Genomic DNA, 12,348 nt, shown 5'->3' on the forward strand with positions numbered 1-12,348 from the left:
AATTCGTGATGGCAACATTGGTTGCGAGACACTCTTGAGTGGAATCGACGCAGAGGAGTGGCATGGGCAAGCTAATGGGGTACGCGAGGGTGTCGACCCGCGCACAGGACACGGATCGGCAGGTCGCGGATCTACTCGCCGCCGGTGTGCGTCGCGATGACCTCTACGTCGACCACGGTGTCAGCGGCGCTCACGCGCAGAGGCCTCAGTTCGATAAGGCACTAGACGCATTGCACGAAGGTGACACTCTGGTTGTCACGACGCTGGATCGTCTTGGGCGCTCTACCTCGAACATGCTCTCCCTGGCCGACGAGCTCCGGACAGAGCAGGTGAACCTCAGGGTGCTGAACCTTGGTGGTGGGAACGTCGACACTGGTACCCCGATGGGATCCATGGTCTTCACTGTCATGGCCGCCTTGGCGCAGATGGAACTCGAGATCAAACGCGAACGCGTCAACGACTCCAACACCAAACGCCGAGACGCCGGCATGGACCTCGGGGGCCGGCGTCCGATCTTCAGCGACAGCCAGATCGCCAACGCCCGCCGGCTCATCGAACAGGGCCAACCCGCCTCCCATGTCGCCCGCGACCTGCGCATGTCCCGCGCCACCCTGTACCGGCGGATCGCCAACCTCGATGCGCAGCAATGGATCGCCATGCATCCCGGACGCACTGATGATTGATCGTGAGGGTTTCACCCCATCCGGCGATGAAAGTATCCAGGCTGACGAACCGACAGACAGTACGAGTACACCACCACCAAAGTTTGCATTGCTACCTGACACACCCGACAGCCGACACCCGGCTCTTGGTGGACCTCACCATTTACGCCAATGATCTGTCCGAGGCGACGCATTCTCTTGGAAGTGCCCCAGGGCTCCTGACATGGCCGGGAGGCCGTGCGGGTTTGTCGCCCGTGCTGCCAGCCACGTTGAAAGCCCGCCGACGGCGAGGCCGCCGGGAATGTCGAGGAGATAGTGCCAGCCGAAGTACACGGTCGCCAGGGTAGTGAGCGCCAGATATGACCACAGGATCCACCGTACGGGCTTCGGGAGACGGATCAGGTGGGCGATCAATGCGGCGGTGAACACCACGGATACATGCAATGACGCGAAGGCAGCAATGCCGTGCACGCTCTGGGTTGCATGCGGATCCGCTAGGACGGTTAACCGGTTCTGGTACAGCGAATCTTGCAGATGCGCCACTGAGGTGTCAGGCAAGTCGGCGAAGTGCGACGGTTGACTGTAGATCGGCCCCAGGGAGGGCAGGGCGTAGTAAGTCAGGACACCAAGTATCCAATTAAAGGACAGAGCGCTGACGTACCAGGCTCCGCGTGAAAGGTGGCGGGTCCAGACCAGCGCAGCGACTACTGACAGTGGCACGAAAACCAAATAGGACATGTAGGTCGTGGAAAGGACATCGGCACTGATGCCCGTTCCCAGGAGTTCCTGGAGGACGTCTCCCGGCTGGTGGCTCCCAGCCACCCATAGATCCACGGACATCAGTGCCGGGTCCACCAGGCTTTCGCGCAGGAACGGCAAGAAACTCTTCAGGTTCCGGTACGCCACATACGCAAGATAGAAACACGCCAGCCCCGCCGCGGCGAACGCCAACCGCGGTCCCAACCATCGCTGGCAAAACACCGTCATGGTCATTTCCAACAGGTTTTGGCGCGCGAGTCGGAGCAGGACCACCCGCGGTACCACGTCCAGCACCATCATAACGATCAGGATCAGGCTCACATAGTTCGGTCCCAAAAAGCCATCAGGGTCCCGCACGGGTAACCCAGCTGCAAGCGCCGTCAACACCATCAGCAGCGCAACGGAAACACTCACGATGAGCGGAATGCCAAACAGGCGGTACCAGGGCTGGCGCTGATAATCGGATCTAATAGTCACCATGTATTTTTAGCGTATCGGCCCGCTCTCCGCCAGCAAGAAAGTGCGGCCGAGCTTCCGCAGGGGCAGCGGAAAGTAAAGTACGTTCTCACGGCGACCTCCTTGGGCAATACGTTTGGCTCATCGAGCCGCCTGTCACTGGTAGGAGACGAACCAGGGTTTCGGATCAACTTCCGTGTACGTTTGCTCCGGCGTGAACATGGCCGAATCCTCATCATAGAAGTTCTTCCATGCCATCCAGATGTTGTCAGGCAAGCCCATTTGCAGGGCGTTATACGTCTCCAGCTTGGCTTCCGGTGTTCCATGGCCGTCCGCGTGCAGCACCAGGGCCAGTTCACCGTGGCTGGTGTCCACCTGGTCCCGGTTGGTGATCATGCTCAGGTTGAACTCGTGCAGGATCACCACCTTCTGCGGCAGGTTGTTGGTCCGGGTCAACTCTGCCAGCCAATCGGTGACCTGGTTGATCTCGGCGGCGTCCACCGAACCGATCTGGACCATGTGCCGCTGATCCGGCCGCAACCGCCACTCCGGATCCAGCGCCAGCCCTACGTTGGGTCGCTTGAGCAGTTCCTCATAGAGTTTGACCTGAGTCAGGAAATCGGTCCGTCCTGGCTGCAAATCCAGCACAGTGCAGACACCAGACTGCTCCGCTGCGTCGATCCAGGGCTTGAGCTGCTCGATGGTGGATTCAGTGGAGTAGTCTTCGTCCGCCCCGGGCTCTGAGGAAGCAACAGTGGCAATGATTTCAAAGGCTGGAACCACCGGTACGTCGCTGTACGGCTGGTACTCAGCAGCGATCGTTTTGGCGCGCTGGATGGAGGCATCAACACCCTGTTCACCCAACACCCCCAGCGAACCGCCGCCGGGATGACCATACAGCGCCACCATGCGCCGCCCCGGGAAAACTATCTGTCCACCGCCGGGTAACTGCGCAGCAGTTTGTGCCGTTTTGACATGTGCAGCGAAGTCCTCCGTGGCACCGAAAGCCTCGCCCATCGCAATCACCGTCTGGTCAGCGTGACTGCGCAACATCTCGACGGACTTTCCGCTAGCCCGGGGATCAGGGTTCTGCACTGCCTCAACCGTTGCACCCGCTGCCCGTGCCGTTGCCAATGCTGCAGCGCTTCCCTTGTCCTCCCCCGTGGTCAGGACCACCGCCGGCGCAGACTTCTCAGCTGGGGTGAACTCGAGAACCTCATCCATCTTCTCGGACCCTGCGGTGACCTTCCGGCCACTCACCGCAGCATCCCAACCGTCGTCGGGCTCCCCGAACGTCACGACGTCGGTGGTCCCCAACCGATCCACAGGAAGGAAATGACGGCGGCAGCAATAAAGGGACCCATGAAGTTGCCAATGCGCGTGACACCACCGAGCGTGGAGAGCGCACGTGCCCGGAAGTACAACGGCACCGCCTCCGTGAGATAGCTCTGCCGCGCCAGCCCGAACACAGATCCCGCCATCCCCACCATGAAAATAGCCAACGCAAACACCCACAGGCTGGTCGCGTAGACGGCTACCACCATCGCCGTCGAACACCATAGTGCGGTACCCACCAGTGCCCAGCGTTCGCCGTAACGGGACGTGATGATGAGGGCCGCCATGGCAACGGACGCACCGCCAGGCCTTACGACCGTGTTCGGCGGCAACGGCCATGCCGGCTCTGGTCCGCTCTACCAGCTGGTCGCGCTCGAGCTGGGCGAACGCGGACATGACGGTGAGCATGGCGCTGCCCATCGGCCCCGTGGTGCTGATGCCTTCCGGGACGCTGCGGAAGTGCACACCCCAGTGTTCCAGGTCATCGATGAGAGCCAGAAGCTTGCGGGCGTTGCGCCCCAACCTGTCCAACTTCCAGACGACGATCTCATCGCCGTCGCGCAGATGGTCGAGCATGTTGTCCAGTTCAGGCCGACTGGCCCTCGTTCCGCGTTCTGATCCAACGTGCTGACCCTGGCATATCCGATACTCCCCACGCCGCCTCCCCCTTAAGCTCATCAAAGGCCGCATTCCGCTTTGTTGAGAAGAGCCAATGTGAGACACATAGGTGAGACAAGACATGGTTGCGGGAACCGCCGCGAATGCTGGACTTTGTGATTCACAGCTGGACTGCGACCAACCGCCGTCAGGCCGTCCGTCCCGTCTTGATAAAAGGATCCTTTGCCGAGATGGCCGGCAGGCGATGCGTCCGCAGTCCGACGGATCCCACATCGGCCGTTGAACTCGAATGAAGGAGACCAGCGAGACGCGATTTAGAAGTAGACGACGGGTATCGGCCACATTCCTACTTGGACGGCCGAAGATGAGCGGAGCAAGCCACCGAGCGCTAACAGAACACCGTTACATGCCGCTGCGACTCACAGACAAGACCAGGCCGACCAAGCCGACCGGAAGGTTCACGACGGCAAGGCAAACTCGGGCCAGCGGGCAACCGTTCGGCAAAAGCAATGAACACAGTTCCGGGCATCCGGGTGGGCCCCTGCTCGCTCCCCCCGCCGGACGGTAACAACACGCCGCCGGTGAAACCCACAGCCCTGATCAGAGGTGGCAGACTAGGCGGCACCGGCCGACACCCACGGACCGGCCCATCCCGAAGGAATCGCTCATGGATGCACCCCGCTACGAGAACCTGAATGCCCTGCTCATCAATTGCTCCCTTACCTCCGACCCGAACCGTTCCCACACCGGCCGGCTCTTGGACGTGGTCGACCACCTCATGTCCGGCGCCGGCGTGCAGGTAGACCGCCTACACGCGATCAACCACGACATCGCGCCCGGGGTGCAACCTGACATGCGTGAGCACGGGTGGGACAGCGACGAGTGGCCCGAGCTATGGCCCCGCGTCCAGGCCGCCGACATCCTCGTCCTGGGAACCCCCCTCTGGTTGGGTGAGGAGTCCTCCGTATGTCGGCGCCTCATCGAACGCCTCTACGCCATGTCCAATCAGCTCAATCAGGTCGGTCAGTCCGTCTACTACAACAAAGTCGGTGGCGCGGTAATCACCGGCAACGAGGACGGCGTCAAACACACCTCCATGTCGTTACTGTTCGCCCTGCAGCACCTCGGACTGACGATCCCGCCCCAGGCGGACGTTGGCTGGATCGGCGAGATCGGCCCCGGCCCGTCCTACGGTGACCCCCGCGACGGCCAAGAACCTGTGGGATTCGACAGTGCGTTCACCCGCCGCAACGCCACCATCATGAGCTGGAACCTCATGCACACCGCCGACCTGCTGCGCCGGGCTGGCGGCCTGCCCAATTACGGCAATGACCGCAACGCACTGCAGGAGGGCGAGGTGTTTGGGTACGTCAAGCCGGAGCCGATAGCAGGCACCGCCACATCCACACACAAAGAGGAGACCTGAGATCGCGGTCGGCTGATCACTGCCTGATTCCCGCCCGATTCCCGCCCATCCCCTTATCGGCTCTACCGTCAGGAGAGCCCTAACTATTGCGTCGAGCATGCTGGTTTGCTGAAATTCGAGCAGATCAAGACGAAAAAGAGATCGCACATCATAATGGCGGAATGGGAAAAGACGTGATGGAATCGGGTCTTCGGCGAAGACCCGCTAACAGCGCTTATGCCCGTCGGTTTCCTAGTTCCCAGCCAATGATGTCGAGGGCTCGAAGCGGTGTTATGGGTGGACCCGGCGCGACGGCGGCTATGTCTTCCCATCGATCTAGCTGGCTCGCAAGATCGATTTGCAGTGCCGATAGCCACAACCGGCGATATTCCGCTCGGCTTCGTGATCCCGTCCGGCTTGCAAAACACATCCTAGATTTGGATGAGCAGCTGAAAGCTAACGAAAAGCAACTGGACGAGCTGGTCAAGGTCAGCGAGGCGGCGCCTCTTCTCGAAGAGACGGGCTTTGGGCCGGTGAATACCGCGAAGTGCTTTGTGGCGTGGTCCCACGAGGGACGCGTCCGGGATGAGGCAGCCTTTGCCTCTCTGGCAGGCGTCAATCCCATTCCCGCTTCGTCAGGTAACACCGTGCGTCATCGACTGAACCGGGGCGGCGACAGGGCTCTGAACAGCGCCTTGCACATGATCGCGATTACCAGGATGACCCACCATGCCGAAACACGAGACTACGTCGAAAAGCGTCGTATCGAGGGAAAGACGGATAAGGACATCCGTCGCTGCCTCAAACGTTATTTGGCCCGCCGCGTGTTCCGGATCCTGGCTGCTTCAGTTTCAAGTAAAGCTATTGAAAACCCGGCTTGACAGACATAGAAGAGTCACCTAACGGCCGTAGTTGTCGATTCCCCGTCCCCGGCAAGGAAATCTCTCAGCAAACACGAATCTAGAGGGAGCTGCGGGTCGTCGGTTAGAGTTACAGCCATGATGACCAGTCCGGATCGTCTGGGCCATTCGTCTATGTGCAGCTGGCAGGCGCCGTCATGCTCCAAATCGCGTCCCCACCGTTCGCGTTCCCGCCGCAGCACTACGCCTTCCTACTCGACGAGCAGCACGTCGATCGCGCATACGCGAAGATCACTCATCGAAGTCGAGACCACTGGGCCGACCCACAGTGGACGCGCCTCGGAGAGACGAACACCGATGGCCACGGCTGCCTATCTGGCTGTCAGGGCTGAGAGAAGTCCTGCTTCTTCCTTCCTGGAAAGTCCAGCGTTTCGTTGCCGTTCGATTCCCTCGTTTTCCTCCCAAGCCAGTACGGCGCGAAGTGTTTCCTCCAATGGCCGGAGAGTCAGACCCGCGGCCTTCGCTCGTTCGTTGGAGCGTGCGTTCATTCCCCACCAGTCCTTATCAGCTAGCCATAGGGGTAAAGACTTCGGTCCGGACCATTCACTCACACCTTCCTCACGAAGCCACGGTGTCTCTGCGCGTACGAGTGGACCTTGGTGGGCGGCTACTGCTTGTGCGGCAGCAAGATGGTCGTTGAAAAGATGGGTGTCGCCCATCGCGTTGTACACACCAGTAAGTTGCTGCTCGCAGCAGTCGATCAGCCACGAAGCAAAATCCCTCACGTCGATAATCTGCGTGGGTAGTGACGGCGCGTCCGGTATCAGCACAGACCCATCTTCGACTGAAGGATGAGCGAAACGCAGCGGCCAATAACCGGTACGACCGAAGGTATCGCCGGGCCCACCGATGAGGCCAGCACTGGCAATCAGGCAATGTTCAGGGCCGAACGATTCAAGGACCGCCTGCTCGCACGCCACTTTCGCGGGCCCATAGGAGTCCATCGTCTCCATGACGTCCGATTCAATCGGTGCCAGCAGCGGGGCATCTTCGTCCTGACCCAGTGGACCTTGATCGGCGTAGACATTTCCCGAGGAAACGAAAACGTAGTTCCCTGCGCTGCGAAGGTCCCGCACCGCACGTTTCACCTGACCCGGTTGGCGAGCGACATCCAAAACCGCATCCCATTGGCTGTGCGCAACGCGCTCCAGCCCGTGCTCTTCATCTCGGTCTGCCTTCAGCAGCGACGCACCTGTGGGAACGGGACCAGCCTCTCCCCTGGCAAGGCAGGTGACCTCATGCCTTCGCTCAAGCACTTGGCGAGCAACCTCGTAACCAAGCCACGCAGTACCGCCGAGAATTAGAAGCCTCATGTGGTCATTACACCAATGAGGCACCTTCACCGAAACGAGGCTCACAGCCGCGCAAGCCTGGACCGAGGCAACGTGGCTCAGTAAGCGACGGTGAAGTGCCGCAGACCGGGCTGTGGGTTTTTGAGCTCGTCCACGACGGCGATGGCGAGGTCTTCTGCGGAAATCCGCGAGACACCTTCTCCATCGATCAGGAGCTGATTTCCGCCACGGCGGTAACTCCCCGTTCGACAAACCGCTGGTCATTGATCACCAGGGAACCTGGATCGTCTGGGCCGTGCAGCGGGCCCGCACCCCCGATGACGAGGACCCGACGGTCGAAGCCCTTGACTGCGTCGAGAATGGTCGTGATCGTCGCCTGCTGATCGGGAGGTTCCTGTGACCCTGTGTCCGCGCGCGACTGCCTCGGCAGCGATACGGGATCCGGCCATTCCTGTTGCACCGATGACGGCAATCCTCATCATGTTCTCCTTTTTTGTCGCGGAGCCATCGGTGGCTCGGCGACGCTCGTTGTCGTGTTCGTGGGTGCTTTTCGGGTCGGTGTGATTTGGCTAGCGGCAATAGCTGTTAGGGCAAGGGCAAATCCAAGCATTTGCGCGAGGCTGAGGATCTCTCCCAGCAAGAGCGCTCCGAGGGTGGCGGCAACCAGGGGTGAGAGCAGTCCGAGCACGGCGACCGATGCAACGGGCAACCGTCCAATGCCTCTGAACCACAGCGTGTAAGTGAAGAGTCCCCCGATCAGTCCGAGCCACGCGTAACCTGCCAGAGCCGAGGCATCGATATCAGAGGGCGCGCCCTCCAACAGCAGCGTCACGGGGAGCAGGAACAGCCCGCCCGCGGTCAGTTGCCACCCGGCCAGCGCCATCGCTGGCACCCCTGCCGCCCGCCCCCACTTCTTGGTGAGAGTAACCCCCGTCCCCATGGAAACGGTGCCCAGCAAGCCTGCAATTACTCCGACGGTGTCGAGGTTTGCCGTGGAACGCAGGACAACTAGGGCAACACCGATGACCCCTACCACGCCCCAGGAGAAGCGCCACGCGGAGAACTGCTCGCGCAGAACAAAGACAACGAGGATGGCGACGACGAGTGGCTGCCCGGCCCCAAGGGTGGCTGCAACACCGCCGGGCAAGTGATAAGCGGTGATGAAGAGCAGCGGAAAGAAGGCGCCAATGTTCAGTACGCCGAGCACGGCGGACTTCCACCACCAGGAGCCCCGGGGCAGCCTACGGGTCAAGATGATCGCAATCAGCCCGGCGGGCAGGGCCCGGATTAGTGAGGCGAACAACGGATGGTCTGGAGGCAGGAACTCGGTGGTCACGATATACGTCGTCCCCCACACCACCGGCACGACGGCCGTGAGCAGCGTATCCCGCAGCCTATTCATCCAAACTCCTTAGCATTCAACAGTTCAATACTGAAGTGTTTAGACTACGATGTTACTCTAGGTATCGTCAAACACTTCAACGTTGAAAGGTGCACCATGGACGATAGCGTCGCCCGCATCATTGACCAATGGGCGAGGGCACGGCCCGATGTTGATGTCAGCGCCATGGGGGTTCTCGGAAGGCTCTCCCGCCTCACCCGCCTGTTCGAGCGCGAGTTGCAAGGGGTCTTCTCCCGACACGGCCTGCAGCCCGGAGAATTCGATATCCTTGCCACCCTTCGTCGCGCTGACGTCGAAGGGACCGGACTGACTGCCGGACAGCTCGCGGACAGCTCCATGGTCACCTCGGGCGCAATCACTAACAGGCTTGACCGGCTACTCGGCAAGGAACTCATCACCCGCGAGCCGGACCCACATAGTCGACGAACCATTCGCGTCGCCCTGACGCGAAAGGGGCTGAAGCTCATCGACGCGGCGTTGGAAGACCATGTCGCCAACGAAGAACGGCTACTCTCAACCATGTCCACCAACCACCGTGAACAACTTGAAGAACTACTCAGCGCCCTCCTTCAGACACATGAGAACCCAACGGCATCTTCCGTGGAAACGCACGTCAGCCAATGAAGGTAATTACTGATGCCCATGTACGCAAAGTTCCCGCTACCGTGGTGGTTGGCGCTGTCAGGGAGGCCGCCTCTGCTTCAGTTCTTCCAGTGTGAGGGAGCAACGAGCGACGGCGGCAGCCGGGTTTCGGCGTCGCCCGTCGCTGAATTGACCTGAGGCTGGGTCAGAAAGAGGCTCGAGGACAAGTCCGCCCCACCCAGATCGGCGTCGCGGAGGTCCGCGCCGATCAGGTCCGCATCCCGGAGATCAGCACCGTGCAGGTCTGCGGCAATGAGGTAAGCACCGCGGAGGTTTGCCCCGCGCAGGTCTGCGTTCTTGAGCTTGGCACCGATGAGGTCTGCTCCGGGCTTGATCTTCCGGTTGGTTTTCGACCTCCACTTCGGAGGCTCGGCACTGCCGCGGACCAGTTCGCTCACTTGAGACAGCACCTCGTTGACGCTGTCCCGGTGAGCGCCCATATCAATGTCGAGGACGACGTCGGCCGGAGATTCACTCAGCCGTTCCGTCGTTGTGTAGGCGGCCTCGAGATCTTCCCGGATTGGGCCAGTCTGTGCCTGATTCATGGCCTCATTCAGGTACCACAGGAGTTCCTGCAATTGCCGCACCACGGGGAAGACGGCGAACATCTCAGCCCGCTGCTCCGGAGCCTGACGCCAGGTCTGGCCGCCATAAGTTATCTGGGTAACCTTCTGCCCCGCACCAAAACAGTCGAACACGGTACAGCCCTTGAATCCGCGGTCCCGCAGGGTGGGATGTATTTGGCAGAGGAAGTCGTCCTGCAGGTTCTCGCATGGATCACCGGCCGGTTTGTCGAACGCAAAGTCCGCTGATTTGGCGAAGGCGAGCGCTACGCAGCAGAGCCCGGCACAGTTTGCGCAGTCGGCGGCTAGCTCGTCGCGTCGGTCCTGCGGATCAGCCGCTGGCATTCTCGGTGTTCCTTACCTCGGGGTAATTATTCAAGCAGTCTCGCGGTAGTCGTGCAGTATCGGGTCATTCAGCAGCAACCGCTCCTCGCGCGACCTGCGTTCAATGGCCCGCTCGTTCAGAGCGTAGGGAATGATGAGCACCAACGGCGGAATCAGGGCCACATAAAAAGGCCACCATTCAAGGATCATCGGAACGAACGCTAGGACGAAAAGTACCTGGTGCACCGTTCTATAGGCTTTCATGGTCCCCCCATTGCTGTGTTGTGCTGCATGACGCCGCGCAACCCCGCGGCCCACCTAGTTTCATCCTAACCGGCTGACCAATGGTCACTCCTTGTTGGTCCAAGCGCTGTCATTCCAGCCACGAGTGACGATTGGTCACTCGTGGTCCTCGTTCAGGGCAGGTTCCAATACCTTTGGCCGACGAGCTACGTACGAGAGCCTCCGCGGACCCAAGCATTGGCCAGGAGCCCCTGCGCCTCGGGGAGCTCTAACCCTTGCTGCTGGGCAGCCAGTGCAAATGATCGCGCTGCGTCGAGGAGTAGACGCCCAGTCGCCTGTCCCGCATTCACTCGTGTTCCGGCGGCCCTAGCGGTACGAATTAGCCCAGCACCTTCGAGTTCCTTGTATGCTTTTGCGACCGATCCCGGGGCAACGCGCAGGTCAGCGGCCAGCTGCCGCACTGGTGGAAGTCGGACATCCACCTCAAGTTGCCCGGCCCGAATTTGCGCCGCTAATTGGGACCGGATCTGCTCTACCGTCGACGTGGCCGCCGACGGGTCAATAATGATCATCGGACCAATTCCGACTGGACCTGCTGCCCACGTGTCCGGCTCGCAGTCCACAGTGCGACGACGACTGACACGCTGTTGATGGCCAGCACCATCGCGGCGGTCACGATCACCAGCGAAGAGACGATCATGATCAGAGCCAACGTATAGCCCGGCTCGACGGGAATCCTTTCAGCCACAGCATCCAGATCCACTGTAGGGATCAGGTCCACATGCGCAATCCGCAGGGCATTCCCCGTGACCAGCCCAAGTCCGCCAATCTGGATACCCAACGCTGCGCTGGAAAAACTCATGATCAACTTCGTCTGTAGTGCCCGCAGCGCAGAGTCGACCGTGAAGAGGCTCGGTGTTGCCGGTCGCGCGGCCTGCGCGGACCGACGAAGCGCCCAATATGCTGCCGCTGCGATCAGCACCGTGCAGATCATCAGCGGAACTCCGTAGTACCAACCAGGAAAGGGACCAGCGGAGGAAAGATTGTATTGGACATCAACTACCTGCCCGTTCTCAATACCCCACCCCGAGAGACTGCGGTACTGATAGACACGGTGAAGACCGAATTCGTCAGTTGCTGAATAGACCCCTGCGAGCAGCAGCCCCACCACGAGGATGGCTGCGGACGCCGCCGGCAGCACAAAGATCCACTTTCGGCCGAACCTTGTTGGACCTCTCGGCGAAAGCTCGGCGATGGTGCTGCCGTGTTCGTTTGCCGGCCAAGACGGACGGCGATGGAGACTAAAGACAAGTAAGCCGACCAAAACAGCGACTCCCGCTGCCAGAGCGTAGGGAAGTCCGTAGGACTGCGACCATTCGCTGCCCAGCGTCCACATCGCGAAAAAGCCTCCACACGCGGCAGCCAGTGCTATGGCGCAGACACGCGATTCTGCCTGAAAGGCCACGCGGGTGGCGCGTGCAGATTCCTCACTTAATCCGTCAGTTGTGACCGTCTGGACCCTCGTCCCACGCATTGCCTTCCTGATAATCAGCCACAGGACAAGCGCGATCAGGCCAACGGCAGCAATCACAATCAATATGCGCAGAGATCCCATATTGTCCTCTTTTCAAGAATTGCTTGTATCTTGCCAGCAATACAAACAGATGACGCTTCTTGTGTCAAGGAAAAGATACAAGACGGGCCGTTACCTTGGGGACGGGCACCGA

Annotated in this window: 14 protein-coding genes and 2 pseudogenes; 4 read left to right on the forward strand and 12 right to left on the reverse strand. The window is 60.6% G+C overall.

Annotated features, from left to right (window positions below; all coding sequences use genetic code 11):
* Nucleotides 1-62 precede the first annotated feature (62 nt).
* Nucleotides 63-683 (forward strand): recombinase family protein, encoded by a 621-nt coding sequence (locus JOE65_RS01060; protein WP_205161508.1) that lies wholly within the window; start codon nucleotides 63-65, stop codon nucleotides 681-683.
* A 135-nt stretch (nucleotides 684-818) separates the two neighbouring features.
* Here the strand turns inward: JOE65_RS01060 and JOE65_RS01065 are convergent, their stop codons facing one another.
* From JOE65_RS01065 to JOE65_RS15395, 4 genes and pseudogenes are all read right to left on the reverse strand, one after another.
* Nucleotides 819-1,901, reverse strand: a complete 1,083-nt coding sequence (locus JOE65_RS01065; RefSeq protein ID WP_205161509.1) for a phosphatase PAP2 family protein — start codon at nucleotides 1,899-1,901, stop codon at nucleotides 819-821.
* Nucleotides 1,902-2,033: 132 nt separating this feature from the next.
* On the reverse strand, nucleotides 2,034-3,203 hold the full coding sequence (locus JOE65_RS01070) for a hypothetical protein (RefSeq protein WP_205164240.1): 1,170 nt from the start codon (nucleotides 3,201-3,203) through the stop codon (nucleotides 2,034-2,036).
* The gene (locus JOE65_RS01075) at nucleotides 3,173-3,499 is read right to left on the reverse strand and encodes an MFS transporter (protein WP_205164241.1); all 327 of its coding nucleotides are present in this window, start codon (nucleotides 3,497-3,499) and stop codon (nucleotides 3,173-3,175) included. Before JOE65_RS01075 ends, JOE65_RS01070 begins: the two co-directional genes overlap by 31 nt.
* 85 nt (nucleotides 3,500-3,584) lie before the next feature.
* A pseudogene (locus JOE65_RS15395) lies at nucleotides 3,585-4,103 on the reverse strand (recombinase family protein); the annotation flags it as partial.
* A gap of 394 nt (nucleotides 4,104-4,497) precedes the next feature.
* Between JOE65_RS15395 and JOE65_RS01085 the strand changes: the two are divergent.
* Nucleotides 4,498-5,256, forward strand: a complete 759-nt coding sequence (locus tag JOE65_RS01085; RefSeq protein ID WP_205161510.1) for a flavodoxin family protein — start codon at nucleotides 4,498-4,500, stop codon at nucleotides 5,254-5,256.
* Nucleotides 5,257-5,470: 214 nt separating this feature from the next.
* On the opposite strand, the gene JOE65_RS15580 is transcribed toward JOE65_RS01085, so the two are convergent.
* Nucleotides 5,471-5,665, reverse strand: coding sequence for a DUF6308 family protein (locus tag JOE65_RS15580; RefSeq protein ID WP_420827478.1), 195 nt, complete (start codon nucleotides 5,663-5,665; stop codon nucleotides 5,471-5,473).
* On the opposite strand from JOE65_RS15580, the pseudogene JOE65_RS01090 reads away from it, so the two are divergent.
* Nucleotides 5,640-6,116, forward strand: a pseudogene (locus tag JOE65_RS01090) (transposase); the annotation flags it as partial. The gene JOE65_RS15580 and the pseudogene JOE65_RS01090 sit on opposite strands and share 26 nt — an antisense overlap.
* Nucleotides 6,117-6,466: 350 nt before the next feature.
* On the opposite strand, the gene JOE65_RS01095 reads toward JOE65_RS01090, so the two are convergent.
* The 3 genes from JOE65_RS01095 to JOE65_RS01105 form a co-directional block, all read right to left on the reverse strand.
* Nucleotides 6,467-7,468 carry an NAD-dependent epimerase/dehydratase family protein gene (locus JOE65_RS01095; protein WP_205161511.1) on the reverse strand — a complete coding sequence of 334 codons (1,002 nt, stop codon included), beginning with the start codon at nucleotides 7,466-7,468 and terminating at the stop codon, nucleotides 6,467-6,469.
* 187 nt (nucleotides 7,469-7,655) lie between these two features.
* Entirely contained in the window at nucleotides 7,656-7,907 is a 252-nt protein-coding gene (locus JOE65_RS15585; RefSeq protein ID WP_239537382.1) for a hypothetical protein, read from the reverse strand.
* 18 nt (nucleotides 7,908-7,925) lie between these two features.
* A complete protein-coding gene (locus JOE65_RS01105) occupies nucleotides 7,926-8,849 on the reverse strand; it encodes an EamA family transporter (RefSeq protein ID WP_205161512.1) in 924 nt (307 codons plus the stop codon).
* A gap of 96 nt (nucleotides 8,850-8,945) precedes the next feature.
* On the opposite strand from JOE65_RS01105, the gene JOE65_RS01110 reads away from it, so the two are divergent.
* Nucleotides 8,946-9,473, forward strand: a complete 528-nt coding sequence (locus JOE65_RS01110) for a MarR family winged helix-turn-helix transcriptional regulator (RefSeq protein ID WP_205161513.1) — start codon at nucleotides 8,946-8,948, stop codon at nucleotides 9,471-9,473.
* A gap of 77 nt (nucleotides 9,474-9,550) precedes the next feature.
* On the opposite strand, the gene JOE65_RS01115 is transcribed toward JOE65_RS01110, so the two are convergent.
* The 4 genes from JOE65_RS01115 to JOE65_RS01130 all read right to left on the reverse strand — a co-directional run bounded on the left by JOE65_RS01115 (nucleotide 9,551) and on the right by JOE65_RS01130 (nucleotide 12,236).
* Nucleotides 9,551-10,399, reverse strand: a complete 849-nt coding sequence (locus JOE65_RS01115; protein WP_205161514.1) for a pentapeptide repeat-containing protein — start codon at nucleotides 10,397-10,399, stop codon at nucleotides 9,551-9,553.
* 30 nt (nucleotides 10,400-10,429) lie between these two features.
* Nucleotides 10,430-10,642, reverse strand: a complete 213-nt coding sequence (locus JOE65_RS01120; protein WP_205161515.1) for a hypothetical protein — start codon at nucleotides 10,640-10,642, stop codon at nucleotides 10,430-10,432.
* A gap of 185 nt (nucleotides 10,643-10,827) precedes the next feature.
* Nucleotides 10,828-11,193 carry a GntR family transcriptional regulator gene (locus JOE65_RS01125; RefSeq protein WP_205161516.1) on the reverse strand — a complete coding sequence of 122 codons (366 nt, stop codon included), beginning with the start codon at nucleotides 11,191-11,193 and terminating at the stop codon, nucleotides 10,828-10,830.
* Complete coding sequence (locus JOE65_RS01130; protein WP_205161517.1) at nucleotides 11,190-12,236, reverse strand: hypothetical protein; 1,047 nt, start codon at nucleotides 12,234-12,236, stop codon at nucleotides 11,190-11,192. Before JOE65_RS01130 ends, JOE65_RS01125 begins: the two co-directional genes overlap by 4 nt.
* Nucleotides 12,237-12,348: the final 112 nt, after the last annotated feature.

This window comes from Arthrobacter roseus (assembly GCF_016907875.1).
Classification (GTDB): domain Bacteria; phylum Actinomycetota; class Actinomycetes; order Actinomycetales; family Micrococcaceae; genus Arthrobacter_J; species Arthrobacter_J roseus.